This window comes from Pseudonocardia terrae (assembly GCF_021343995.1).
GTDB lineage: Bacteria > Actinomycetota > Actinomycetes > Mycobacteriales > Pseudonocardiaceae > Pseudonocardia > Pseudonocardia terrae.
Window position 1 is genome coordinate 139531 of record NZ_JAJTTE010000005.1, and the last position, 26339, is coordinate 165869.

Annotated in this window: 21 protein-coding genes and 1 pseudogene; 18 read left to right on the plus strand and 4 right to left on the minus strand. The window is 72.0% G+C overall.

The genetic code is table 11. The annotated features are described in order from the left end of the window. Positions 1-92: 92 nt before the first annotated feature. Positions 93-725 carry a TetR family transcriptional regulator gene (locus LWC33_RS05175; RefSeq protein ID WP_233303055.1) on the minus strand — a complete coding sequence of 211 codons (633 nt, stop codon included), beginning with the start codon at positions 723-725 and terminating at the stop codon, positions 93-95. A gap of 115 nt (positions 726-840) precedes the next feature. On the opposite strand from LWC33_RS05175, the gene LWC33_RS05180 reads away from it, so the two are divergent. The 13 genes from LWC33_RS05180 (at position 841) to LWC33_RS05240 (ending at position 14172) form a co-directional block, all read left to right on the plus strand. Beyond that, positions 841-1593: an SDR family NAD(P)-dependent oxidoreductase gene (locus tag LWC33_RS05180; protein ID WP_233303056.1), complete on the plus strand. Its 753-nt coding sequence runs from the start codon at positions 841-843 to the stop codon at positions 1591-1593. A 133-nt stretch (positions 1594-1726) separates the two neighbouring features. Then, positions 1727-3142 (plus strand): aldehyde dehydrogenase family protein, encoded by a 1416-nt coding sequence (locus LWC33_RS05185; RefSeq protein WP_233303057.1) that lies wholly within the window; start codon positions 1727-1729, stop codon positions 3140-3142. A gap of 242 nt (positions 3143-3384) precedes the next feature. Continuing rightward, entirely contained in the window at positions 3385-4575 is a 1191-nt protein-coding gene (locus tag LWC33_RS05190) for an aromatic ring-hydroxylating oxygenase subunit alpha (RefSeq protein ID WP_233303058.1), read from the plus strand. Positions 4576-4585: 10 nt separating this feature from the next. Beyond that, positions 4586-5020, plus strand: a complete 435-nt coding sequence (locus LWC33_RS05195; protein ID WP_233303059.1) for a Zn-ribbon domain-containing OB-fold protein — start codon at positions 4586-4588, stop codon at positions 5018-5020. Then, on the plus strand, positions 5020-6189 hold the full coding sequence (locus tag LWC33_RS05200) for a thiolase C-terminal domain-containing protein (protein WP_233303060.1): 1170 nt from the start codon (positions 5020-5022) through the stop codon (positions 6187-6189). Before LWC33_RS05195 ends, LWC33_RS05200 begins: the two co-directional genes overlap by 1 nt. Further along, complete coding sequence (locus tag LWC33_RS05205) at positions 6189-6653, plus strand: cupin domain-containing protein (protein WP_233303061.1); 465 nt, start codon at positions 6189-6191, stop codon at positions 6651-6653. The genes LWC33_RS05200 and LWC33_RS05205 overlap by 1 nt, the downstream gene beginning before the upstream one ends. A gap of 38 nt (positions 6654-6691) precedes the next feature. Continuing rightward, positions 6692-8044: an MFS transporter gene (locus tag LWC33_RS05210; protein ID WP_233303062.1), complete on the plus strand. Its 1353-nt coding sequence runs from the start codon at positions 6692-6694 to the stop codon at positions 8042-8044. Next, complete coding sequence (locus LWC33_RS05215) at positions 8041-8499, plus strand: lipocalin-like domain-containing protein (RefSeq protein ID WP_233303063.1); 459 nt, start codon at positions 8041-8043, stop codon at positions 8497-8499. The genes LWC33_RS05210 and LWC33_RS05215 overlap by 4 nt, the downstream gene beginning before the upstream one ends. A gap of 35 nt (positions 8500-8534) precedes the next feature. Then, positions 8535-9737 (plus strand): cytochrome P450, encoded by a 1203-nt coding sequence (locus LWC33_RS05220; protein WP_233303064.1) that lies wholly within the window; start codon positions 8535-8537, stop codon positions 9735-9737. Further along, entirely contained in the window at positions 9734-10537 is an 804-nt protein-coding gene (locus tag LWC33_RS05225) for an SDR family NAD(P)-dependent oxidoreductase (RefSeq protein WP_233303065.1), read from the plus strand. Before LWC33_RS05220 ends, LWC33_RS05225 begins: the two co-directional genes overlap by 4 nt. Next, entirely contained in the window at positions 10534-11475 is a 942-nt protein-coding gene (locus LWC33_RS05230) for an alpha/beta hydrolase (RefSeq protein ID WP_233303066.1), read from the plus strand. Before LWC33_RS05225 ends, LWC33_RS05230 begins: the two co-directional genes overlap by 4 nt. After that, positions 11472-13304 carry a flavin-containing monooxygenase gene (locus LWC33_RS05235; protein ID WP_233303067.1) on the plus strand — a complete coding sequence of 611 codons (1833 nt, stop codon included), beginning with the start codon at positions 11472-11474 and terminating at the stop codon, positions 13302-13304. The genes LWC33_RS05230 and LWC33_RS05235 overlap by 4 nt, the downstream gene beginning before the upstream one ends. A gap of 16 nt (positions 13305-13320) precedes the next feature. Further along, positions 13321-14172, plus strand: a complete 852-nt coding sequence (locus LWC33_RS05240) for a TIGR03619 family F420-dependent LLM class oxidoreductase (RefSeq protein WP_233303068.1) — start codon at positions 13321-13323, stop codon at positions 14170-14172. Between the two features lie 21 nt (positions 14173-14193). On the opposite strand, the gene LWC33_RS05245 is transcribed toward LWC33_RS05240, so the two are convergent. From LWC33_RS05245 to LWC33_RS35795, 3 genes and pseudogenes are all read right to left on the minus strand, one after another. Next, positions 14194-16446 carry a molybdopterin-dependent oxidoreductase gene (locus LWC33_RS05245; RefSeq protein WP_233303069.1) on the minus strand — a complete coding sequence of 751 codons (2253 nt, stop codon included), beginning with the start codon at positions 16444-16446 and terminating at the stop codon, positions 14194-14196. Positions 16447-16465: 19 nt separating this feature from the next. Beyond that, a pseudogene (locus LWC33_RS36430) lies at positions 16466-17032 on the minus strand (phosphotransferase); the annotation flags it as partial. A gap of 283 nt (positions 17033-17315) precedes the next feature. Next, positions 17316-18464, minus strand: a complete 1149-nt coding sequence (locus LWC33_RS35795) for a PucR family transcriptional regulator (protein ID WP_233303070.1) — start codon at positions 18462-18464, stop codon at positions 17316-17318. Positions 18465-18711: 247 nt separating this feature from the next. Between LWC33_RS35795 and LWC33_RS05255 the strand changes: the two genes are divergently transcribed. From LWC33_RS05255 to LWC33_RS05275, 5 genes are read left to right on the plus strand one after another with little or no spacing between them, the layout of a single operon-like run. After that, positions 18712-19953 carry an MFS transporter gene (locus tag LWC33_RS05255; RefSeq protein ID WP_233303071.1) on the plus strand — a complete coding sequence of 414 codons (1242 nt, stop codon included), beginning with the start codon at positions 18712-18714 and terminating at the stop codon, positions 19951-19953. A 32-nt stretch (positions 19954-19985) separates the two neighbouring features. Continuing rightward, complete coding sequence (locus LWC33_RS05260) at positions 19986-23450, plus strand: indolepyruvate ferredoxin oxidoreductase family protein (RefSeq protein ID WP_233303072.1); 3465 nt, start codon at positions 19986-19988, stop codon at positions 23448-23450. Next, entirely contained in the window at positions 23447-24304 is an 858-nt protein-coding gene (locus tag LWC33_RS05265) for a 2-keto-4-pentenoate hydratase (RefSeq protein ID WP_233303073.1), read from the plus strand. The genes LWC33_RS05260 and LWC33_RS05265 overlap by 4 nt, the downstream gene beginning before the upstream one ends. After that, positions 24289-25062: an SDR family NAD(P)-dependent oxidoreductase gene (locus LWC33_RS05270; RefSeq protein ID WP_233303074.1), complete on the plus strand. Its 774-nt coding sequence runs from the start codon at positions 24289-24291 to the stop codon at positions 25060-25062. The genes LWC33_RS05265 and LWC33_RS05270 overlap by 16 nt, the downstream gene beginning before the upstream one ends. Then, complete coding sequence (locus LWC33_RS05275; RefSeq protein WP_308190909.1) at positions 25063-26277, plus strand: alpha-hydroxy acid oxidase; 1215 nt, start codon at positions 25063-25065, stop codon at positions 26275-26277. Positions 26278-26339 lie beyond the last annotated feature (62 nt).

Below are 26339 nucleotides of genomic sequence, written 5' to 3' on the forward strand. Positions count from 1 at the left end.
TCGCACGGAATGGTTCGGAAAAGAGTCGAACGAATATTTACCTTACGAGGGTAGGTAGAGGGGTGTCAAGGGCTGCCGGGTACCCGTCGCCGTCAGGGCCGGCGGCCGAGGCGCGGGTCGTCGATACCGCGCAGGAAGGTCCGGATCGACTCGGCCCACAGGGTCTCGGGGTCGAGCTCGTTGGCCTCGATCGCCCGGGTGAGCGCCGGCTCCGCCCCGGGGTCGACGTCCGGAAAGATCTCCTTGCGGGTCGCCGGGCGCTTCATCGCCTCGGTCAGCGCGGCGCCCAGGGTGAAGCGGTCCAGGCCGTCGAGCACGAGAACCTGCAGGTGGTCGGGCACTCCCACCTCGGAGAGGAACGCCGCGGAGATCTCGTAGACGGGCGCGAAGACGTCCCGCGGCATGAACTGGAGCAGGACGGGGGCGGCATTGGCGTGGCGCAGGATCGTCCGCCGGAAGTTGAGGCTCTGTGTGACGAAGTACTCGATCCAGTCGTCCGGGTTCCGCTCCCGGGGCCGCGGCGTCTCCAGCACGATCGCCCGGGCGACCGCCTCGAGGATCGAGGCCTTGTCCGGGAAGTGGTAGTAGAGCGACGGCGCCTGCACGTTCATCTCGCGGGCGAGGCGCTTCAGGCTGAACGCCTCCAGACCCTCCTCGTCGATGATCGCCAACGCCGACGACACGATCGACGGGTAGCTCAGAAGGGGCTGGGCGGGCCGTGGCATGTGCGGATTATGGCGTACCGGCGATCGTGTTCGGACCTTCTCTCACCTATTTGCGTAAGGTACGTTCGCCCCCCATCCGGGCCGCTGTGGGCCCGGCGGGGGAGGGAGTCGAACCGTGGGCGTACTGGACGGGAAGATCGCGCTGGTGACCGGCGGAGCCTCCGGAATCGGACTGGCGTCGGCCCGGGCGCTGGTCGATGCCGGCGCGGCGGTCGCGGTCGCCGACCTCGACGCGGACCGCGGCGAGTCCACGGCGAAGGAGCTGGCGGCCGCGGGTGCGCGCAGCATCTTCGTCCCCGTCGACGCCACCGACGAGGGGCAGGTGGCCGCCATGGTGGGGCGCGTGGTCGGCGAGCTCGGCGGCCTCGACCTGGCCGTGAACAACGTGGGCCGCGGCGAGCTCGGCCGCACGGTCACCACGACGTCGCTCGAGAAGTGGAACTGGATCCTGGGCGTGTCCCTGACCTCGGCGTGGCTGGGGATGAAGCACGAGATTCCCGCCATGATCGACCGTGGCGGCGGGGCGATCGTGAACGTGGCGTCGAGCGCAGGGGTGAGTCCGCAGACCACCGCCTCGCCGGCCTATGCGGCAGCGAAGGCCGGGGTCGTGCACCTGACTCGGTACGCCGCCAAGCAATACGCGGCCGAGGGGATACGGGTCAACGCCGTCGCGCCCGGCCTGACCCGCACTCCGACGGTCGAGGCCTGGTTCACCCCGGAGGCGGTCGCCGAGCAGGTGTCGAGCGGGCAGTTCGTGGAGCGGGCGGTGTCGCCCGAGGAGGTGGCAGCCGCCGTCGTGTACCTCTGCTCGCCCGCCGCCGCGATGGTCACGGGGCACACGCTGCCGGTCAGCGGGGGAGTCGCCTGATCGGCGTGGTTGACACCGTTCTATCTACAGTCGTAAGGTAAAGATCGGTTGCCGCGGAATTGTCGCGGCCCTGTTGCCGGCGGCGATTCTGCCGCCATTCCCGGAGCCTGCCCGACGAGGGGGAGTGCACGTCGTGACCTTCGATCTGTACGTGGACGGGGCGTGGACCGCCTCGGCGAGCACGGAGCGGGTGGAGGTGCTGAACCCGGCCACCGAGGAGCGGATCGGCGATGTGCCCGCGGGCTCGCCCGCCGACGTCGACCTCGCGGTCGCCGCGGCCCGCCGGGCCCTCGAGGGGTGGGCCGCGACGGACCCGGGGGAGCGGGCCAAGCTCGTCTCCCGGCTGGCGGACGAGCTGGAGCGCCGCCAGGACGAGATCACCGAGATCGTGGTGGCGGAGGTCGGCACGCCGCGGCGCACCGCGCGCTGGGCCCAGGTCGGCCTCGGCATCGTCGACCTGCGGGAGGCGGCGTCCGCGGCGGCGGACTTCCCCTGGGACGAGTCGCTGCGCAACTCGCTGATCGTGCGCGAGCCGGTCGGCGTCGTCGGCGCCATCACGCCGTGGAACTACCCGCTGCACCAGATCACCGCCAAGATCGGCGCCGCGTTCGCCGCGGGCTGCACGGTCGTCGTCAAGGCCAGCGAGGTCGCCCCGCTGACCGCGCGGGCGCTCACCGAGGCGATCGAGGCCATCGGCGTGCCGCCCGGGGTGTTCAACCTGGTCAACGGGTACGGGCCGATCGTCGGCGAGGCGCTGGCCGTCCACCCGGACGTCGACATGGTCAGCTTCACCGGCTCCAACGCGGTCGGCAAGCGGATCCTGGAGCTGGCCGCGGGCACGGTGAAGCGGGTGTCGGTGGAGCTCGGCGGCAAGAGCGCCGCCGTGCTGCTCGACGACCTGTCCGAGGAGGAGTTCGCCAAGGCCGTCCCGCACACCGTGCGGGCCTGCTACATGAACGGCGGTCAGTCCTGCAATGCGCAGACCCGCATGCTCGTCCCGCGCGCTCGGCTCGCCGCGGCCGAGGAGCTCGCGAAGGCGGCGGCCGAGGCCTACGCGCCCGGCGACCCGACCGCCGACGCCACCAAGCTCGGCCCGATGGTGACCGCGGCGCAGCGGGACAAGATCCTGCGCTACATCCGCACCGGGGTCGAGGAGGGCGCGCGGCTGGTCACCGGTTCGTCGGAGGCGCCCACGGGCCCCGGCTACTACGTGCGCCCGACGGTCCTGTCCGACGTCGCGCCCACGGCGACGGTGGCCCAGGAGGAGATCTTCGGGCCGGTGCTGTCGATCATCCCCTTCGGCTCCGAGGAGGAGGCGGTGGCGATCGCCAACGGCACGATCTACGGCATCGCGGGCGCGGTGTGGTCCACCGACCCGGCGAAGGCGCAGGCCGTGGCGCGCCGGCTGCGGGCGACGCAGATCGAGGTCAACGGCGGCCGGTTCAACGGTTCGGCCCCCTTCGGCGGCTTCAAGCAGTCCGGGTACGGCCGCGAGGGTGGCGCGTTCGGCCTCGAGGAGTTCGTCGAGATCAAGAGCCTGCAGCGGTGAGCTGCACCTTGACCGCCTCAACCTAACCCAATAAGGTGACATCGACCACGCATCGGAAACGGTGCGCGGCGGTGCCACCATCGACCGGGGGAAACGTCGAGCGAGCCCTTCCCCGGGGCCGCGAGCGCATTCTCCCGATCGCATTTCCCGTTCCCGACAATCGTCGACGACGACGAGCCGGAGCCGTCCCACCACCACGGCACGATCCACAGTGGCGGGCGGCCCTCAGGAGGAGGGCCCCGATGGTGTACACCGACCTGCCCTACGACGCGGAGACGAAGGCCGGGTTCGCCCGCGCCCTCTTCGACCACCTCGACCACGGCACGACCGACCTCGCGCCCGAGGTCCTCGAGATCGACGCGCGGGTCTACTCGGACCCGGCGCTCGCCGCACGCGAGCGCGCCGACCTGTTCGGCCACGTGCCGATCATCGCCGCACACGGCAGCGAGCTGCCGAACCGCAACGACTTCCTCGTGGCCCAGCTGCCGAACAACGAGGTGGTGCTGGTCCGCCAGGCCGACGGCCAGGTGCGCGGCTTCGTCAACACCTGCCGGCACCGCGGGGCTCGGCTGGTGAACGAGGACTCCGGGTCGCGGCGGTTCTTCTCCTGCCGCTACCACGGCTGGTCCTACGCCGGGGACGGCTCGCTGCGGGCGATCGCCGACGAGCCGACGTTCGGGACGGTCGACAAGTCCTGCCTGGGGCTCAAGGAGGTCCCGGTCGAGGAGCGACACGGCTTCGTCTGGGTCGTGGACTCCGCCGCGGACGACCGGAAGATCGACGTCGGCGAGTGGCTGGGCCCGGAGTTCGAGGCGTCGCTGTCCGCGCTGGAGATGGACCGCTACACCTGCTACGTGGCGGGCAACTTCGACGTGGACATCAACTGGAAGGTGCTGATGGACGCCTTCCTCGACGGCTACCACATCGCCTACGCCCACACCGGCACCGTCGCACCGTACTTCTACAACAACCTGCAGACCTGGCAGCCGATGGGCCGCCACGGCCGCATGGTCTCCGCGCGCAAGAGCATCGACAAGGTCCGTGGCCAGGACCCGGAGACCGCCGAGATCGACCGGCACATCACCGTCGCGCACTTCCTCATGCCGAACATGAGCGTGCTCCGCCAGCCGGACCACCTCGAGGTGCTGAACTTCGTGCCGGCGCCCGGCACCGCCGTCGGCACCCGGATGCAGATGCGGATCCTCACCCGCGAGCCCGCCGTGACCGACGAGCAGAAGGCCCGCTGGGACAAGAACTGGAACATCCTGATGGCGGTGCTGCGGGACGAGGACCTCGTGGTCAACGAGGGGCTGCAGAAGTCCGTGTCCAACCAGGACATCGGGCCGCTGTACTTCGGCCGCAACGAGATCGCCAACCAGCACTTCCATCGCTGGATGGCAGCTGCGCTCGACGACCCCCGGCACTGGGGCTGAGGAGGGATCCGTGGAGTACGAGTTCCACGCCCACCGGATCACCGGGGGTATCGGGGCGGACGACCGCTTCTGGGAGTCCCTGGAGGAGGGCGAGTTCCGGCTGCCCCGCTGCGCGGACTGCAAGCGGTGGATGTGGCCCGCCCACTTCCGCTGCGGACAGTGCGGCTCGTGGGAGCAGCTCTGGGAGCCCGTGGAGATGAGCGGGCGGATCTACTCCTGGACGCGCGCGCACTACGCCTTCGACCGTACGAAGGAGCGCGCCGAGGACGTGCCCTACGTCGTGGTCGTCGCGGAGTTGCCGGGCGCCGACGGGGCGCGGGTGGTCGGCGCGCTCGCGGGGCCGGACTCCGGGGTCCGCTGCGGCGTCGAGGTACGCGGACACATCGACCCTCCCTCGACGAAGAGCAAGGGATATCCGGCCGTGCGATGGAGCGTGGTGGACTGATGGTGAACACGATGCTGCGCGGCACCACCGCCGTCGTCGGCGTGAGCGACACGCCCTGGTACAAGCGCGGCACGTCCGGCGAGCCCGCGCTCAAGCTGGCGTTGCGGGCCATCGTGTCCGCCGCCGAGGATGCCGGGATCGACCCGTCGGAGATCGACGGGTTCGTCTCCTACGGCTCCGAGCGCAACGATGGCCAGCGGATGATGCCGGCGCTCGGCACGAAGGAGCTGCGCTTCGGCGCCCTGGTCTGGACCCACGGCGGCGGGATCCCGGGCGCGCTCGGGCTCGCCGCGTTGGCCATCGTCACCGGCCAGGCGGACGTCGTCGCCGTCTACCGCGCCATGTCGGAGTACCGCGGCCGCCGGCTGCGAGTGGACGTCGCGCAGGACGACACGTCACCCCAGCACCTGGTCAACGGCCTGGACTCGCCCGCCCAGCTGTGCGCGTTGCGGTCGATGCGGCTGATCGAGGCGGAGGGCGTGCCCGCGCGGACGTTGCGGGACATGGCGCTGGCCTCGTACCACCACGCGAAGCGCAACCCGCGGGCCATCGGCCGCGACACCGAGTTGGACGCGGAGACCTACGAGGAGTCGCGCTGGGTCTCCGAGCCCTACCACCTCTTCGACTGCTCCCGGGAGAACGACGCCGGGTCCGCGGTCATCCTCGTGTCCGCGGACCGGGCGAAGGACCTGCGGCAGAAGCCCGCCTACCTGCTCGGCGCGCCCATGGGCGCGGCCGCGGGTTGGGGGCTGCGCGAGGAGAGCGGGAACCCCTACTGGTCGGCCGGCTTCCAGGGCGTGGCGGACCGGCTGTGGGCGGACACCGGTTACGGCCCGGGCGACGTGGACGTCGCGCAGATCTACGAGAACATGACCGGGATGGGTGTGTCCGCCCTGATCGAGCACGGCTTCTGCACGCCGGCGAGTGCGGGGGAGTTCGTCACCTTCGACAATCTCATCGCGCCGAACGGCGGCCTGCCGATCAACACCTCGGGCGGCAACCTCGCCGAGGGCTTCATCCACGGCATGAGCCTGGTCGGCGAGGCCGTGCGGCAGATCCGCGGCACCTCCACCAACCAGGTGCCCGGCGCGACCCTCTCGCTCATGACCGGCGGCCCCGGCGACCCGGTGGTCTCCACGGCGCTGCTCGCCGACGCGGCAGCCCTCTGATGCGCCGCGTCGTCACCGGCGAGACGTCGGACGGGAAGTCCTACGTGGTGTCCGACGGCGAGGCGGCCACCGCCGACGTCGGGACGATGGACCTGGACCTGCTGTGGCGCAACGACACCGCGCCGCCGCTGCCGGCGCTGACCACCGTCTCGACCGAGGTGTCCTTCCCGCCGCCGGGCGGGGTCTGGGTGATCACCTGGACGATTCCGGCCGGGACGACCGGGGAGGACCCGGCGGACATCGTGCAGAGCACCGGGGAGCGGCCGGGCTTCCACTCGACCGACTCGGTCGACGTCAACGTCGTGCTGTCCGGCGAGGTCGTCCTCGAGCTCGACGACGGGGAGGTCGGCTTGCGTGCCGGTGACCTCGTCGTGGTCAACGGCAGCAGGCACGCATGGCAGAACAGGTCGTCGGAGCCGGTGCGGGTGCTCTCGACGATCGTCGGGGGCACCCGCACGCCCTGAAATTCCGAGCAGTCACCGTCGACTACAGGAGCCACCACATGTCCCGACCCGACGCACGATCCGCGGGAGCCCGCGCGGTCGTCCTGACCTGCCTCGCGGTCACCGTGCTCGACGGCATCGACCTGCTGATGTTCGGCGCGGTCATGCCGGTCCTGATCCAGAACAAGGAATGGGGCATCACCGCCGTCGAGGCCGGGTTCATCGGCAGCCTCTCGCTGTTCGGGATGATGCTCGGCGCGATGTTCGCCGGGTACCTCACCGACATCGTCGGCCGCCGGCCCATCGTGCTCGCCTGCGTCGCGAGCTTCAGCGTCTTCACCGGCCTGTGTGCCGTGGCGACCAACCTGCAGATGTTCGGCGCGTTCCGGCTGCTGGCCGGTCTCGGCTTCGGCGGGGCCCTGCCCACGGTCATCGCGCTGACGATGGAGTACGTCCGGATCGAACGCCGTCAGTACTACAACGGCGTGATCCAGACCGGGTTCCCGATCGGTGGCGCCCTCATCTCCGTGATCGCCATCTTCGTGATCCCAGCGTTCGGCTGGCACTCGCTCTTCGCCGCCGCCGGGGTCATCGGGGTCGTGCTCTTCGTGGTGGCCTACCGGAACCTGCCGGAGTCGCTGGCCTTCCTCGTGGCCCGCGGCCGGCACGAGGAGGCGCAGGCGCTGGCCGAGCGGTACGACCTGGGTCGCAGCGCCGAGTCGGCCGTCGCCCTGCAGGCCGCTCCGCCCGCGGTGCAGGACCGCCGGTCCGCGCTGCGGAGCCTGTTCGTGCCCGGCTTCCGCCTCGCCACCGTGCTCTTTCCTCTGATCAGCTTCTTCGGGCTGCTCGTGTCCTACGGGATGAACACCTGGATCCCGCAGATCCTCCGGTCCACCGGCTACGACCTCGGCTCCGCGCTCACCTTCCTCCTGGCGTTCAACATCGGCAGCGCGATCGGCATGGTCGTCCTCACCGGACTGGCGGACCGCTTCGGCTCCCGCAAGGTGATCTCCACGGGCTTCGTCCTGGGCGCGCTGGCCGTCGCCACGCTGACGATGGGCCCGGCGCAGGGCGTGGTCTTCGCGCTGGTGCTCCTGATCGGGTTCTGTGCGTCGTCGCAGACGGCGGTCTACGGGTTCGCGGGGATCTACTACCCGGCCGCCTCCCGCGGCACCGTCCTCGGCCTCTGCACCGGCCTCGGCCGGCTGGGCGGCGTGGTCGGACCGATCATGGTCGGTCTCGTCATGGCCACCGCCGCCGGTGCGACCGGTGCCTTCTGGGCCTTCGCGGCCGTGGGCCTGGCCGCTGCCGTCCTCGTGGCGGCCCTGCCACGGACGGGCCTCGCGGATCGGCGGCCGAAGCCGCGGCCCGTCGCCGAGCCGGGTGCCTCCGAGACCCCGGCCACCGCATGAGCACGAGCGAACGGGTGGAGCTCTCCGCCGAGCAGCTGTGCGGCACCTGGGACCTGGTCCGCTTCGTCCGGCTCGTCGATGGCGAGATCATCGGCGACGTCCTCGGACCCGATCCCGTGGGCCGTATCAGCTACCAGCGCGACGGACGGGTGACGGCACTGCTCATGCAGCGCGAGCGCGCCTGGCCCGCCGACGGCGACTTCCTGCAGGTCGACGACGCCACCCGCGGTGCCGCCGCCCTCGGGTTCGTCGGCTACGGCGGCTGGTTCGAGCTGGCGGGGGACACCGTGACCCACCACCTCGACATCTCCCTCTACCCGGAGCACCCCGGAACGGACCTGGTGCGGGTCGCGCGCCGGGAGGACGGCCTGCTGGTGCTGCGGACCGAGGAACGCCGCACCCGGTCGGGCCGCCCGCTGTACGACGAGCTCAGCTGGCGCCCGCTCACCCGCTGACCGCACTCCGTCCCGACGACGATCGGAGTACCGCCATGCCCACCCGCACCGAGGACGTCCCCGCCGAACTGGTGGTGGACTTCGACATCGCCGATCCCGCTCTCGCCGTGCCGCACGAGACGCTGGCCGCGTACCAGGAGAAGACGCCGGTCGCCTGGTCGCCGCGGCACGGCGGCCACTGGATCCTCACCTGCTACGACGACTGCTACGAGGCCTGCCGGGACTGGGAGGTCTTCTCCGTCGAGAACGCGCAGGTCCCGCGCATCACCACCGAGCCCTCGATCCCGAACGAGATCGACCCGCCCGCGCACAAGCACTACCGGGACGTGCTCAACCCGCTGTTCAGCCCGCGCCGGATGAAGGCCCTCGTGGACCGGATCCGCGCGGTGGCCGTCGAGCTGATCGACGCCTTCGCCGCGCGGGGGACCTGCGAGTTCGTGACCGAGTTCGCGCAGCCGATCACGGCGGGCACCTTCGTCGCGCTGATGGGCTGGCCCGCCGAGCACGCCCCGCAGTTCGACCGCTGGACCACCGACATGCTCGTCGGGAAGCCGGGGGCGTCCCCGGAGGAGGACGCCCGGGTCCGCTCCGAGGCCAACGACGCGGTGTTCGCCTACTTCGGCGACATGATCGCCCGGCGGAACGACCCGCGTCCGGACGACGTCATGTCCGTGCTGTTCACCGCTCGGTACGACGACGAGCGCCCGCTCACCGACACCGAGCTCCAGAAGATGTTGTGGCTGCTGATGGTCGGCGGCCTGCACACCGTCCGCGGGGTGCTGTCTTTCGGGATGTTGCACTTCCTGCGCGACCGCGCCCAGCGGGACGCCCTGATCGCCGATCCCGGCCTCGCCGGTGCCGCGGCGGAGGAGCTGCTGCGCATCGACTCGCCGGTCGCGCTCGGCAGGCTCGTGAAGAAGCGGACGGTCGTGCGCGGGGTGACCCTCGAGCCCGGCGACCGGGTGCTGCTGATGTCGTCGGCCGCGGGCCGGGACCCTGCCGAGTTCGAGGACCCGGACACCCTCCGGCTCGACCGCCCGACCAACCGCCACCTGGCGTTCGGGGCCGGGATCCACCGCTGCGTCGGCTCCCACCTGGCCCGCATCGAGATCCGCACGGCGCTGGAGGAGATCCACCGCAGGATGCCCGACTACGAGCTGGACGGGGATCCGGTGTTCCACCACAGCCAGGTGCGAGGACTCGAGGCGCTGCCCCTGCGCTTCACCCCGACCGCATGAAGGGCCTCGACTTCAGCGGCCGGTACGCCCTGGTCACGGGCGCGGCGTCCGGCATCGGCCGGGCGACGGCGCGGTGGCTCGACGAGGCCGGCGCCGCCGGGCTGATCCTCGTCGACGTCGACGCCGCGGGACTGGCGGACGTCGATCTCTCGTGTGAGATCCGGCGGGTGGTCGGGGACGTCGGGGACGCGGCGCTCTGGGAGCGGATCGAGGCCGAGACGCCGCGTCTGGACCACGCCGTGCTGAACGCCGCCGTGAACGCGACCGGGCTCCCGGTGGCGGAGACGTCGGTGGACCAGTGGCGTCGGGTCATGGGCGTCAACCTGGACGGGGTGTTCTACGGCCTGCGGTGCGCGCTGCGGCTGCTGCGCCGCGGGGACGGCGGCAGCATCGTGCTGACCTCGTCGGTCGCCGGGATCCGGCCGATGGAGAACACCGCGGACTACGGCGTGGCGAAAGCGGCGCTCATCCACCTCGCCGAGGTCGCGGCGTTGGAGAACGCCGGGTGCGGGATCCGGGTCAACGTCGTCGTCCCGGGCAGCGTGGACAGCGGAATCTGGGATGCCCAGGAGTCCTTCCGCCAGGCGGTCGCCGACCGCGGCGGCGACCGGGCCGACCTCGTCGCGGAGCTGGGCGCGCTGAACACCCCGCGCGGCCGGTGGGCGCGGCCGGAGGAGATGGCGGACTCCATCGGCTTCCTGCTGTCCGACCTCGCCGCGAACGTGACCGGCGCCCATCTCGTCAGCGATGGTGGGATCTCGCTGGTCAGCGCCCGCAGCCGGATGCCGGAGCCCCGATGACCGCGATCGACCCGGAGCTCGAACCCCTGCTGGAGCGGATGCCGACGCGGCCGTTCGGCGCGGATACCCTCGAGGCCGACCGGGCGGGAATGCGCGCCGTCTGGTCCGCCGCGGCCCCGCCGCCCGAGGACGGGGTCACACGGTCCGAGCGACCGGTGCCCGGCACGGACGGCGGGGTCGTCATCTTCGAGCCTGCCGTGCGGACGGGCGTGGTGCCCGCGCTCCTCTTCATCCACGGCGGCGGCTTCGTGGGGGGCACGGCCGACAACGGGGCACCGTTCAACCGGCGGATCGTGGCGGAGCTGGGGATCGTGGTCGTCTCCGTCGGCTACCGGCTCGCACCCGAGACGCGCTACCCCGGCCAGATCGAGGACTGCTATGCGGCCCTGCGCTGGCTGCACGCCGAGGCGACGGCGCTCGGCGTCGATCCCACGCGGATCGCGGTCGAGGGCGTGAGCGCGGGCGGAGCACTCGCGGCGGCACTCGCGTTGCTGGCCCGCGACAAGGCGGAGTTCCCGCCGCTCGTCCTGCAGTCGTTGATCTACCCGATGCTCGACGACCGCACGGTCGAGCCCGACGGCGTCACCGGCGAGATCGCCTGGTTCCGGGAGAGCAACGACTTCGGCTGGTCCTGCCTGCTCGGCGACGCGGCGGGCGGCCCGGAGGTGTCGCCCTACGCCGCCCCGGCCCGCGCGACGGACCTGTCCGGGCTGCCGGCCACCTACATTGGTGCCGCCGGACTGGACCTGCTCGTCTACCAGGATCTCGACTACGCCACGCGCCTGATCGCGGCGGGCGTCCCGACCCAGGTCGAGGTCTACCCGCGGACCTTCCACGGCTTCGACGTGGGAACGGCGCGGGTGAGCGAGGGCTTCAAGCGCAGCCGCCTCGCCGTGCTGCGGCGCGCTCTCGGCCTCGACGGAGAGGACACCCCATGACGACCTGTGGACCCTCGTCCACGCCCACTGGCCTCGACCTCCCGGCCCTGCGCGAGAAGTACGCCGCGGAGCGGGACAAACGGCTGCGCAAGGAGGGCTCGGCGCAGTACGTCCACACCGGACACGGGGAGCGCGACGACTTCTTCGAGAAGGACCCGCACAGCCCGCCGGTCGTGCGCGACGCGCTCCGCGAGGACGTCGAGGTCGTGGTGGTCGGCGGCGGCTTCGCCGGGCTGCTCGCCGGGGCGCACCTGAGGAAGACCGGCGTCGAGGACGTGCGCATCCTCGACATGGCCGGGGACTTCGGCGGCGTCTGGTACTGGAACCGGTACCCGGGGATCCAGTGTGACAACGAGGCGTACTGCTACATGCCGCTCCTCGAGGAGCTCGGCGCCATGCCGTCCAAGCGGTTCCCGGACGGCGCGGAGATCTACGAGCACTGCCGCGCCATCGGCAAGCACTTCGGCCTCTACGACGGCGCCCTGTTCGGCACGATGATCCGCGCGATGCGCTGGGACGAGACCACCCGGCGTTGGACGATCACGACGAACCACGAGGACGAGCTGCGCGCCCGCTACGTCGTCATGGCGATCGGCCCGTGGAGCAAGCCGAAGCTGCCCGGGATCCCCGGCCTGCACGACTTCACCGGGCACACCTTCCACTCCGCGCGGTGGGACTACGACTACACCGGGGGTGCCCCCGGCGACACGGTGCTGGACAGGCTGCACGACAAGCGCGTCGCGGTCGTCGGGACCGGCGCCACGGCGATCCAGATCGTGCCGTACCTGGCCCGCTACGCCCAGCACCTGACCGTCTTCCAGCGCACCCCCTCCGCCGTGGACGCCCGCCGCAACACGCCCACCGACCCCGAGTGGGCGGCGTCGCTCGAGCCCGGGTGGCAGAAGCGGCGCCAGGCCGCCTTCCACACGTTCGCGACCGACCCCTTCCCGACGCTCTCGCCCGCCGAGGACGTCGCCTGCGACTTCTTCACCGAGGTCGGCCGGAACGTGTCCGCGCGCATCGCCGGGCAGTCCTTGACCCCGGAGGAGCTCGCGGCGATCCGCGAGGAGGAGGACTACGGCGTCATGGAGCGCGTCCGGCGCCGGGTGGACGAGATCGTGCGCGACCCCGAGACGGCCGAGGCCCTCAAGCCCTACTACCGCTACCTGTGCAAGCGGCCGTGCTCCAGCAACGACTACCTGGAGGCGTTCAACCGGCCGAACGTCACGCTGGTGGACGTGTCGGCGACCAAGGGCATCGAGCGCATGACGCCCACGGGCGTGGTGACCGGTGGGCGCGAGTACGAGGTCGACTGCGTGATCTTCGCGAGCGGCTTCGAGATCTCCGCGCAGGATCAGCAGCTCGCCTCGGGCATCGACGCGATCGACGGCCGCGGCGGGCTGTCGCTCTACGACCACTGGCGCGACGGCTTCCAGACCCTGCACGGCATCACGAGCCATGGCTTCCCCGGGCTGTTCTTCACCGGCAACACCCAGGGCGGGGGCAACGCCAGCGTCACGGCGAACTACGTCCAGCAGGGCGAGCACATCGCCTACCTCATCGCCGAGGCGAACGCCCGCGGCGCCGCGACGATCGAGCCCACCCGCGAGGCGCAGGACGGGTGGGTAGCGCTGATCAAGGAGCTGGCCCCGCCGAAGACCTTCCTGGAGCAGTGCACGCCGGGCTACTACAACAACGAGGGCGGCGGGACCGGCGGGATCCGGCCCGCCACCGGCGAGCGGTACGGGCGCGGGTTCTACGAGTTCGACCGGCTGCTGCGGGAGTGGCGGGACGCGGGTGACCTGGCCGGGATCGAGCTGGTGCGCTGAGGTGAGGATCGGGGCGGTGTTCCCGCAGTACGACGTGCTGCGGGACGCGGCCGACATCGCGGAGTTCGCCCGCGGGGTCGAGGGGCTGGGGATGGACCACCTCCTCGTCTACGACCATGTGCTCGGCGTCGATCCGGCGGTCCGTCCGGAGTGGACGCACCCCTACCGGAACGACTCGGAGTTCCACGAACCCTTCGTGCTCTTCGGGTACCTGGCCGCCGTGTGCGGGCTCGAGTTGGTGACCGGCGTGCTGGTGCTGCCGCAGCGGCAGACCGCGCTCGTGGCCAAACAGGCGGCGCAGGCGGACTGGCTCGCCACGGGCGGCGTGCGGCTCGGGGTCGGCCTGGGCTGGAACGAGTCCGAGTACCGCGCGCTCGGCGTGCCCATCGCCCGTCGCGGGGCGCGGATCGAGGAACAGGTCGAGCTGCTGCGGTCACTGTGGTCGGCGCCGTCGGTGACGGCGCGGACGAGCGTCGAGGAGCTCGACGGTGTCGGCCTCGCGCCGCGGCCGCGCCGGGAGATCCCGGTGTGGCTGGCGGGGAAGGCACCTGCCGCGCTCGCCCGGGTGGGGCGGATCGCCGACGGCTGGTTCCCGTTGGAGAAGCCGGGCGCGGAGGCGGCCGCGCATCTGGAGGCGGTGCGCCGGGCGGCCCGCGATGCGGGGCGCGACCCGGCCGAGATCGGCGTCGAGCCGCGGATCCGGGTGCCGGGCCGACCCGCGGACGAGCTCGCGGCGGAAATCGGCTTCTGGGTCGGCCAGGGGGCCTCCCACCTGTCGTTCAGCACGATGGACGCCGGCCTGGGATCGGTGGCGGAGCACCTGCGTCATCTGGAGAGCGCGCTGAGCACGGTCTCGCGAGGAAGGTGAACCTCCCGTCCCCTCCTGGGCTCAGGCGCGCGCCAGGCGGACCGGGATCGCGTTCATCTGCACGGTCCCCGACAGCGGGTCCAGCACGGTGCCGTCGGTGAGGGTATTGCTGTTGACCCCGGGCTTCTGCGCCGCGACGCGCAGGCGGGCGTGCGGGTCGTCGTGGCCCCAGCCGTGGCCCAGCGAGACGACGCCGGGCGCCACCTCGTCCGTCACCCGGACCGGAACCCGGATCTCGCCGGCGGCCGAGGTCACCAGCGCGAACCCATCGTCGGCCAGGTCGTACGCCTCGGCGTCGGCGGGGGAGACGTGCAGCGCCGACCGGTCCTTGCCCTTCGCGAGCGGCGAGACGTTGTGCAGCCAGGAGTTCTTCGACCGCAGGTCGCGCCGGCCGATGAGCAGCAGGGTGCCGGGCTCGGGTCGGCGGACCTCGACCCGGGCGAGGGTCTCCAGGATCATCGGCGGGGCCAGCTCGATCGTGCCGGACGGCGTGCGGATCACCTCGTCCAGGCGTGGCTCGAGCGGCCCGAGGTCGATGCCGTGCGGGAACTTCAGCAGCCGGGACAGCGACAGCCCGCCGGGGTCGCGGCCGAACAGGTCGCCGTAGGGGCCGGAGCGGACCCGCAGGTCCAGCAGTCGCCGCGGGCCGCGGCCGGGCACCCCGGCGACGATCTCGGACTCGTCGATGCCCAGGCTGCGGGCGATGGAGCGGCGCAGGCCGGTCGCGATCTCATCGTCGATCTGGTCGGGGTCGGCGTGGGGGCCGCGACCCTCGTAGATCGCACAGAGCCGCAGGAGGATCTCCCACTCGGAGAGCATTCCCGCGGGGACCTCGCGGGCGGGCGTGGAGAAGCGCGCGTAGTTGCGTTGCGCGTACTGGTAGAGGACGAGATCGAAGTGGTCGCGGGTGAGCGAGCCCGGCGGCGGGAGGATCACGTCCGCGTACCGCGTCGTCTCGTTCAGGTAGGGATCGACGCAGATCAGCGCCTCGACCTCGGCAAGCGCGCGCTGCATCCGTCCGGAGTCCGGCAGCGAGCGTGCGAGGTTGCCGGCGTACACCACCAGCCCGCGGACACGACCGGGCCCGGGGGTGAGGATCTCCTCGGCCAGCGCCGCGACCGGGAGCTCGCCGAGCACCTCGGGATGCCCGCTCACCCGCGTCCGGTACCGCCCGACGGTGAACGGGCGCGCCGGCTTCGTGGCCTTTCGCGTCGTGGGGCCGCCGGTGACGGGCCGGGTGAACAGCAGCCCGCCCGGCCGGTCGACGTGTCCGCAGAGGACGTTGACGGCCTGGAGCGCCCAGCACGTGAGCGTGCCGTACCGGTTGAGCGTCGTGCCGAGCCGGCCGTACACGGCGGCCCGCTCGACGGTCGCGAGATCGCGGGCGAGGTGCGCGATCGTCTCCGGCGGGAGGCCACAGACCTCGGCGACGGCCGGGGGCGGGTACGGCGCGACGGCCTCGCGCAGCTCACGCAGCCCGCTGAGCCGGCCCGCGGTCGCGCGGGGTCGCACCAGGTCCTCGGCGAACAGGACGTGCAGGATCCCGAGGAGCAGGAACAGGTCCGTGCCGGGCCGGATCTGCAGGTGCTCGTCCGCTGCCCCGGCGGTGGCGGTCCGGGCGGGGTCGACGACGACCACCCGGCCGCCGCGGGCCCGCAGCGCCTTCAGCTTCCCGCGGTAGTCCGGCGCGGCGCCGATGCTGCCGTTCGACACCAGCGGATTGCCGCCGACGATCACCAGCAGGTCCGTGGTGTCGAGGTCCGGCACCGGGATGCTGCTCGGCTCCCCGAACAGCAGGGCCGCTGTGACGTTCTGCGGCAGCTGGTCCATGGTCGCCGGAGAGTAGGCCTGGATGCTGCCCAACGACCGGGCGAGCCGGCCCGCGAGCAGGGTGAACGCGACGTTGTGGCCGGTCGGGTTGCCGGTGTACGCGGCGACCGAGTTGCGGTCCTCCGCGAGCAGGGGCGTGAGCAGCCGGTCGACCTCGGCGAACGCCTCCTCCCAGGTCGCCTCGACCAGCTCGCCGTCGCGACGGACGAGTGGGCGGGTCAGCCGGTCGGGATCGTCGTCCACGGCGCCGAGCGAGGCGCCCTTGGGGCAGAGGTAGCCCTTGCTGTAGACGTCCTCGGTGTCGCCACGGACCGAGACCACCCGGTCCTCGGCGTCGAGGGTGACGGAGAGGCCGCACATGGCCTCGCACAGGGGGCAGCCGCGCGGGACGGTCCGCACGGCCAGGTCCGGGACGGTGGCTCGGGTGGCGGCATCGCTCGTCATCGGGCCTCCTCGCACATATCTAATGATTGTAGGTTAGCGGTGAGGACCGGTCAATGGTGCTCGTGTGCGGTGAGCCAGTCCCGGTGCCGGTCCGAGGGGGCGGCCCGCTCGCGGACCGCGAGATGGCTGAGCGAACGCCGAGGCGGTGGGGCCGTCGGGGACCTCTGCGGCGACCCGGCCGAACACCTCGTCGTGCCCGTCCCGGACGACTCGTGGTCCGACACGCGGTTACCGCGCACCACGAGCGGCGCGGTGGGACGGGCAGGCCGTCGCGGGTCCGGTCGGCAAAGGCACCTGCCTGCAGCAGCGAGAGCTGGAACAGGGCGAACACCTCGTGCCAGCGCAGGTCGACGAGCGGGAGCCCGGTGCGCCCGCGCCACCGGTCGAGCGTCTTCTCGGGTGCCCAGGCGGCGACCCGCGCGACGCCGGCGTCCGTCGAGTGGTTGCGGTCGAACATCAGCCACCAGGCGAGGTCGACCATCGGGCCGCCGAGCGAGACCATCTCCCGGTCCAGGACGGCGACGCAGCGGGTGCCGGCGAACATCATGTTGCCGAGGCGGGCGTCGCCCCAGGACGGGCCGCGAGGGGTCCCGGCCGGGGAGGTTCCGTTCCAGCCACTCGCGGACGTCGGCCAGCGGGCCGAGCGGGGCGCGTTCGCCGACTCAGTCGGTCATCCGGTGCCAGTAGCCGACCAGTGGCTCCAGGGCCGGTTCGAGGACCTTCTGGGCCGGCCCCGAGCGGGTCCGGTACCAACAATGCCGCTGATCCCCGACAATCGCCGGGCGGATCCTGCCCGGCCGGCGGTCCTTCGTCGAGGGGCTCATCCCCGACATCGGCGACCACGCCGGCCAACGAGAGGGTTCTGCAGGTCAGGTGGAGTCGGGGTCGTCGAGGATCAGGCACGTCAGTGAGGCGAGCAGGCCGGGGACGGTGTAGACGTCCCAGCCGGTCAAGGCGTGCCATCTCTCCAGTCGGTACTTCGCGGTGTTGGGGTGGATGTGCAGCGCTCGCGCGCAGGCCGAGACCGAGTAGCGGTGTGCAGCGAAGCCCCTGACGGTGTCGGCGAGGGCGGGGTTGTCTCGCGCGATCCCCGCGCCACCCTCCAGGACGGGTCGGAGCCTCGCCCGTGCCCGACCCAGGATCACGGACGGCCACTCCTTCCGGAAGTCGACGACCTCTCCCGGGCGAGCCGTCGCCAACGCCTCGGCGGCGTCGACGATGCACGACGCCGCCGTCCGCAGGCCACTCCCGGGCGCTGCAAGCCCGACTGCCGCTGTCGGTTCCCCCGCGCGAACGGCCCCGACGAGGTCGTCGGGGCCGATGCCCTGCGCAACCACGATCGCCTGCCCCGCCTCGCCCGCTGCGCAATGCCCGACACCCGGGCCCGCTTCGAGCGCCACGTTCGTCTGCTCGATGTGGACCTCACCCCTCGAGGTCGAGCAGGCGACGAGGAACTCACCGGTCGGTTCGAAGCCCAGCGCGAGCGCGGCGTCGAACGCCGCTTCCGAGGCGGCGCCGTCCCTGGCGAGGGCGTCGATGAAGCGGCGCCGGAGGGCGAGCATGCTCGCGGCCTGGACGCGGGTCTCCTCCGCATGGGCGTCGGCGAAGGCGGCGCTAAACCGGTGGACCCACGTCCAGAGCAGGGCGACGGTGCCGACGAGTTCCCCGGTCAGGTCGGGCTCGTGCTGCTGGGCGCGGCGGAGCAGCTCCGCCCAGATCTCCCGGTACGAGATGTGGTAGGCCTCGATGGAGGCGGTCAGGGCAACGGGGAACAGCGCCCGACGCCGCCCCATGCCGCGGGTATGGGCGATGGCCGCCGCCGTGGGCGGCCGCCGTTCCCGCAGCCCCGCGAGGATGGCGACCACGCCGACCTGGACGTCGCGGTGGTGCTCCGGGTAGGGGAACTTCTCGTACCCGGGTACCTCGGCGCGGATACGCCCGACGATGTGGGTGGTCAGCTCGGCCGTGCGCTCGGCCATCGCGTCGAACAGCGCTGTGACCTCGGTGTCGCGCGACACGGGACCTGCCCTTCGTGAAATCCACGAGACCCGCCGACCGGATTCGGGGTTTAGTCACTTCATTTTGCCCTGCCGGCCCCGCATCCTCGTGAAGTTCCTCAGAAGCGAGTGTCGACGGAGACACTCCGCCACCACCCCCGGGAGCTCCCGACGATGACGAACTCCTCCAGCCCGGACCAACTCCGGACCGTTCGCCGAGCCACGCTCAGCGGGATGATCGGCACGATCATCGAGTGGTAACGACTTCATGATCTACGCGACGCTCGCGGCGAGCGTGTTCAACACGCTCTTCTTCCCCGCGCTCGACCCCGTCGCCGGCACCATCGCCTCGCTGAGCACCTTCGCGGCGGGCTTCATCAGCAGGCCGCTCGGCGGCATCGTGTTCGGGCACTTCGGGGACCGCCTCGGGCGGAAGACCCTGCTGGTGTGGTCGCTGGTGTTGATGGGCGTCTCGACCGCCCTAATCGGGCTGCTGCCGACCTACGCGACCATCGGGGTCGCCGCGCCGATCCTGCTCACCGTCCTGCGGATCCTGCAGGGCTTCGCGCTCGGCGGCGAGTGGTCCGGGGCCACGACGATGATCGTCGAGCATGCACCGGAGGGCAGGCGGGCGTTCTTCGCGAGCTTCGTGCCCTTCTCCTCCGGCATCGGCTTCCTCGCCGCACTGGGAACCACCCTGGGCCTGCGTGCGGGCCTGAGCCCCGAGGCGTTCCTGGCCTGGGGCTGGCGCGTGCCGTTCATCGCGAGCGTCATCCTGGTCGCCATCGGCCTGTACCTGCGCCTGCGGGTCGAGGAGACCCGGACCTTCCGAGAGGTGGCCGAGGCCGGCACTGTGCAGCTCCCGCTGGTCCGGCTGCTTCGCACCCAGTGGCGCACCGTGCTGCTGACCTTCTGCATGCACCTCGGCACCACCACGGTGGCGTTCGTCGTCGCGACGTTCATGCTGTCCTACGCCACGCTCCGCCCGGGCCTGGACAACACCGTCATGATGGCCGCGCTCGCCACGGCGACGGCGATCAACCTGTGCTACGCCTGGACGATCGGCATCCTCGCCGACAGGATCGGCCGTAGGTGCGTGTTCGCCGCGGGATGCGTGGTGCTGATGGTCATCGCGTTCCCGATGTTCTGGCTGGTCGACACGGCCGTGTTCGTCGGCATCGTGGCCGGTCTGCTGCTCGGGCTCGCGGCCCAGTACCTCTGCAACCAGGTCGAGGCGTCCTACCTCTCGGAGCTGTTCCCGCCCGAGGTCCGCTGCACCGGGGTCAACCTCGGCTACCAGCTGTGCAACACGATCGCGGGCGGCACGGCGCCCCTCGTCGCCGTCCTACTCATGGAGTGGTCCGGCGGCGAGCCCTGGTCGATCTCGGTCTACCTGATCGTGCTGGGAGCGATCTCGCTCGTCGCGGGCCTGCTGGCCAAGGAGACGAGCCCGCGCACCGCCGCGATGGTCGTCGACGCCGACCCGGCCCGCGCCGCCGCCCAGGCCTGACCCCACCCCGTCCCACCACCGGGAGACCGCACGTGACAGAGACGATCAGCCGCCTGCCCGCCGAGGCGCCCGATGTCGGAGAAGCCGCACCGGATCGCCTGACCGGTATCGAGGCCCTCGTCCGGGTCCTGACCGATCAGGCCGCCGCCGACGCTCGCGCCGGCCTCACCACCGGCGGGTTCGTGTCCGGCTACCCGGGCTCGCCGATCGGCAGGCTGCACGACGTCCTGGAAGCCCGTTCCGCGGAGTTGGCCGAGCGGCGGATCGTGCACTCACCCGGGCTCAACGAGGAGCTCGCCGCCACCGCGGTCTGGGGCAGTCAGACGGTGGCCGGCACCCCCGGCGCGGCCGTCGACGGTGTGTTCGGGATGTGGTACGCGAAAGCCCCCGGAGTCGACCGGGCGGGCGATGCGCTGCGCCACGGCGCGATCCGCGGGGCCGCGCCGCACGGCGGGGTGCTCGTCGTGGCGGGCGACGACCCCAAGCCCAACGCCACGATGTACCCCAGCGACAGCAACCTCGCGTTCCACGCCTGGGGCATGCCGGTGCTCTTCCCGAGCTCAGTCCAGGAGGTGCGGGACCTCGGCCTGCACGGCTACGCGCTCTCACGCGCCGCGGGCGTGTGGGTCGGGTTCAAGATGGTCACCTCGGTCGCCGACGGTACGGGGACGGTGCGGGACACGCCCGTCGTCCCGCGGATCCCGACCGTGACGCTCGACGGCGTGCCCTTCGCTCCTCGCCTGCGGGTGAACGACGCCGGCGAACTCATGAAGGACGCTGAGCGGGACCTGCACGCGGCACGGCTCCGGCTCGCCGCCGAGTACATCCGACAGAACCGGCTCAACCCGGTCGTCGTGGATCCGCCGGGGGCCACGATCGGTGTGGTCGCCGCAGGGCCCGTCTACGCCGAGCTGCGCCGGGCCCTCGATCGGCTCGGTGTGGGCGAGGCTGACCTGCATCGCCGGGGGGTCCGGCTCAAGAAGGTCACGGCGCTGTCCCCGATCGACGCCGCGGAGTGGGAGGAGTTCGCGGACGGGCTGACCGAGATCATCGTGGTCGAGGAGAAGCGCCCGATCCTGGAGCCCTCGCTCAAGGACGCGCTGTACGGGCGCACCGACCGGCCGACGATCGTCGGGAAGACCGACGAGTCCGGTGCGGAGTTCCTGCCGGTGCACGGGGAGATCACCACAGGTCTGCTCGCCCGCCGGTTCGCCGAGCGCTGGGGGCTGTCCGCCGCCGTCCCGCGTTCCCGCCCGGCGCCGTTGCCGCTGCTGACCACCTCCCGGACCGGCTTCTTCTGCTCGGGCTGCCCGCACAACACCGGGCTGAAGGCGCCCGAGGGGGCGAGCGTCGGTGCGGGCATCGGCTGCCATCTGCTGGGCCTGTTCGCAGGGCGCCCGGAGCACGGGGAGATCTCGGGCTACACGCAGATGGGGGGTGAAGGTGCGCAGTGGCTGGGCATGGCCCCGTTCACGAACACCCCCCACCTCGTCCAGAATGTCGGGGACGGCACGTTCCACCACTCGGCCAGCCTCGCTGTGCGGGCGGCCGTCGCCGGCGGGGTGAACGTCACCTACAAGGTGCTCTACAACGGCACCGTCGGGATGACCGGTGGGCAGGAGGTCCGCGGCGGGATGACCGTGCCCGCGATGGCGCGGATGCTGCTCGCCGAGGGTGTCGCGCGAGTCGTGGTGACCAGCGACGATCCGGGGAAGTACCGGCGGCGGGACCTGCCGCGCGGTGTCCGGGTCAGACCGCGCGAGGAGATCGTCGCGGTGCAGGAGGAGCTGGCCGGGGTGCCCGGTGTGACCGTGCTGATCCACGACCAGATGTGTGCGGCGGAGAAGCGGCGGTGGCAGCGCCGGACCGGCACCACGGCCACGAAGCGTGTCATGATCAATGAGCGCGTGTGCGAGGCGTGCGGTGACTGCAGCCGGACCTCCCAGTGCCTGTCCGTGCAGCCGGTGGAGACCGAGTTCGGCCGCAAGACGACGATTCACCAGTCCTCCTGCAACACGGACTACACCTGCGCCGCGGGAGACTGTCCGTCCTTCCTCACCGTCGAGACGAAGAACGCGACCCGTCGGAGGGCGGAGATCCCGGAGGCACCCTCGGTGCCGGAGCCCACGGTCGTGGTACCGCGGGACTCGTTCTCGATCCACATGACGGGGATCGGCGGGACCGGGGTCATCTCCGTGAGCCAGATGCTCGGCGCGGCGGCGACACTCGAGGGCAGGCGTGTGCGCAGCCTCGACCTCACCGGATCCACGATCAAGGCGGGCCCGGTCGTGTCCCAGCTCCAGGTCGTCGCGACAGGCGAGCCGCCGGCCGGTATCGCCGACGGCGGTGCGGACCTGTTCCTCGCGTTCGACCTGCTGGCGGGGATGACCCCCGCGAACCTCGCGCCGGCGGGCGCCGACCGGACCGTCGTGGTGGCGTCCTCGGCCGTGACGCCCACCGCGCAGATGGCCGTCGACCCCACGGTCCGCTACCCCTCGACGGAGGAGCTGCGCAGCACGCTCGACGCGACCAGCAGGGCCGACCACAACGTTTACCTCGACGTCGAGATCCTGGCGGAGAGCATCGTCGGGACGCACATGGCGGCCAACGCGCTGCTGGTCGGTGTCGCCTTCCAGGCCGGGGCCCTCCCGCTGCGCGCCGACTCGATCGAGCAGGCGATCCGGGATCAGGGCACCGCGGTCGAGCAGAACCTGGCGGCCTTCCGCTGGGGTCGCGCGGTCGTCGCCGATCCCGCACTCGCCGAACGACTCGGAACCCGCCCGACGGGCCACGGTGCGGTCGACGGGCAGACCCGCGCCCTGGTCGAGCGGATCGGCGCGACCGGCGAACTGGCCCGGTTGCTCGAGATCCGGATCCCGGACCTGGTGGAGTACCACAGCGAGGCCTACGCCCGCACCTATGCGGACGTGGTCGCCGAGGTGGCGGCGGCGGAGCGGGCCGTCGACGGTGACGGGCTGGCCCGGGCGGTGGCCTACCACCTGCACCGGGTCATGGCCTACAAGGACGAGTACGAGGTCGCCCGGCTGCACCTGCTGGACTCCGCGACCGCGACGGTGGAAGCCGAGTTCGGAACGGGCGCGCGGGTCTCCTGGAACCTGCACCCGCCCGTGCTGCGGTACCTCGGGATGGACCGCAAGATCACCCTCGGACCGTGGTTCCGGCCTGCGTTCGGGGCACTCCGGGCGATGCGCAGGGTGCGAGGAACCCCGGCCGACGTGTTCGGCCGCGCCCGGGTCCGCCGCGTCGAGCGGGCGCTCGTCGCCCACCACACCGCCCTCAGCCGAGCCGTCGCGGTCGGGCTGACGAACGAGAACCACGCGGCGAGGACCGCGCTGATCGAGGCGGTCGGGGAGGTCCGCGGCTACGAGGAGATCAAGATGGGCGCCGTCGTGCGGTACGTCGAGGCGGCACGACCGCTGGCGGTCGTCGCAGGTGTGCCGTTCGCGACCGACGGGTTGGCGGAGGCGGACCGATGAGCACCGCCCTCTCCGGACTGTGCCGCTACACCGTCGAGGCCTACGACGACGTCGTCGGCGGGCCCGGTCCGACAACGCCGACCGGGCGGGCCCGCCCGCTCCCCGCCGAGCTCGCCGCGTTGTCGCAGGCCGAGGCGTACGCGGTCCAGCGCGAGTGCGTCACGGAGCTGTGCGCGACGTGGGGAGCCCGGCCGCGCGGCTACAAGATCAGCGTTACCGGGAAGGCCGACCAGGAACGGATCGGGGCCACCGAGCCGACCTTCGGCAGGCTGACGGACCGGCACCTCCTTCCGAGCGGTGCGGTGATCCCTCTCGATCTGGCCAACCAGCCGCTGCTCGAACCGGAGCTCGTCCTGCGCACCTCCGCCGACCTCGGACCGCAGGCGGGCCCGGACGAGATCCACGCCGTGGTCGAGATCGCCGCCGCGTTGGAGATCCCCGTCTGCCGGTTCGTGGACTGGTGGCCCGAGGGACAGCTCCCTCGGCTCACCCTCATGGGTCTGATCGCGGACAACTCCGTCGCCGGCTTCGTCGTGCTGGGCACACGGTGGTCACGGCTGCCGAGAGAGCGGGTCCGGCAGGTGACGGCGACCGTGGACACACCCGACGGCGATGTGGTGCACGGTCACGCGTCGGCAGTCCTGGGCGACCCGCTGGCGGCGCTCTCCTGGTTGGTCGGCGCCCTCGCGCGGACCGGGGAGATCCTGCCCGCCGGGTCGCTGGTGTCCAGCGGGACCCTGGCCGCACCCACCCGAGCCGTGCCCGGTACCTACCGGGCACGCTTCGACCAGGGGATCGGCGAGGTCGCCGTCACGTTCGCGGAAGGGGTGGGATCGTCGTGGATCTCGAGCTGAAGGACCGTACGTTCCTGGTCACGGGCGGTACTGCGGGCCTGGGGTTCGGCATTGCGGAGGTGCTGGTCCGGGAAGGCGCACACGTCGCCGTCTGCGGCCGCGACTCCGGGCGCCTGGCCGACGCCGCGGAGCGGCTCGGCGGCGACGTGCTCGCGGTATGCGCCGACGTCACCCGCGCCGAGGACATCGAGGCGCTGGTCGCCGCGGCGGGCGAGCGCTGGGGCAGGCTGGACGGGCTGGTCAGCAACGCCGGGGTGCACACTTCGGGCACGTTCGTCGACACCTCCGACGAGGAGTGGCAGGCGGACTTCGAGCTGAAGCTGCTCGCAGCCGTCCGGCTGGTCCGGACAGCACTGCCGCTCCTGCGGGCAGCGGAGGGCGGCGCCTCGGTGCTCAGCGTGCTGAGCATCTTCGCCCGGTTCCAGCCGGCCCGGTCGATGCCGAGCTCGGTCTACCGCTCCGCTGGTCTCGCGCTCACCAAGGGCCTGTCGAACGAGCTTGCGGCGGACCGGATCCGGGTCAACGCCCTGCTCGTCGGGTTCATCCGCAGCGACCAATGGGTCCGAGCCGCTGCCGCCACCGGGGAGGACGTGGCGGACTACGAACGCCGACGCGCAACCGAGCTCGGCATCCCGCTCGGCAGAGCCGGCACGACCGAGGAGTTCGCCGACCTCGCGGCGTTCGTGCTGTCGCCACGGGCGGGGTACCTCACCGGTACCGCGCTGAACGTCGACGGCGGACTCTCACCGGTGGTATAGGTGCACGCATTCGGCTTCGATGTCCGGCTCCGGGCGCCCGAGCGTCTGATCAGCCTGGAGGACTACCAACGGGCGGCGCGACGCGTCCTCCCACGCATGGTGTCCAGTTTCGTCGACGGCGGTGCGGAGGGGCTTCGCACCGTCGCCGCCAACCGCGCCGCCTTCGACGACTGGCAGCTCGTGCCTCGTCTGCTTGTCGGGCACGACACCCCGCGACTGGGCGTGACCGTCGCCGGCACCCCGCTCGCGCTGCCGGTCCTGCTGGCACCGACCGGGTTCACCGGGCTCTCGCGGTGGAGCGGCGACCGTGATGCCGTGCGCGCCGCGGAGCGGTGCGGGACCCGGTACTGCGTCAGCACCGCGGCCTCGTGGACGCTGGAGGAGATCGCGGAGGCGGGGACCACCGACCACGTCTTCCAGCTCTATCCCACCGGCACCGCCGGGCTGTCGGCGGAGCTGCTGCGACGCGCTCGGAACGCGGGTTACCGCACGCTGATGGTCACCGCCGACGTGCCGGTCATGGGCAACCGCGAGGGTGAGCGACGGGAGGGGATGGGCATCCCGCCGGTGCTGACACCTCGGCGGCTGCTCGACGTCGCCCGGCACCCGCGCTGGGCGGCCGCCGTCGTGCGCCACCGTCGGGTGGGCGGTCGCAACATGGTCGACGAGGGAGGCGTCGCAGCAGCGGTCCGGGCAGCCGAGCTGCAGGAGCGGGCCGTGATGCAGGCAGAGCTGAGCTGGGACGACCTGGCCTGGATGCGGGACGGGTGGCCGGGCCGGATGTACCTCAAGGGCGTGCTCCGGGCCGAGGACGCGAGCCGCGCGGTGGACCTGGGATGCGACGGCGTGGTCGTGTCGAACCACGGCGGCCGCCAGCTCGACGGTGCACCGCCGAGCCTCGCCGTCCTGCCGGAGGTCGTCGGCGAGGTCGGTGACCGCGCGGAGGTGCTGTTCGACGGCGGCATCCGGCGCGGTTCGGACGTCGTCACCGCCCTCGCCCTGGGCGCGGACGCGGTCCTGATCGGCAGGCCCTACGTCCACGGACTCGCGGTGGCCGGCCAGCGGGGCGTGGAGCACGTCCTGGAGATCCTCCGCGAGGAGATCACCCGCACCCTCGTCCTGCTCGGCGTGGCGGGCGTCGCGGACCTGGACCGCTCCCATCTCCGTCCCGCGACCGGCGGTCACGCGTCCACGGATCGGGTCCCGGCGTACTGAGTGCTCGGTCGGCGAACCGTCTTCGTCGGCCGCTGTCGTCATCGGCCGCCGCCAGCCACGCG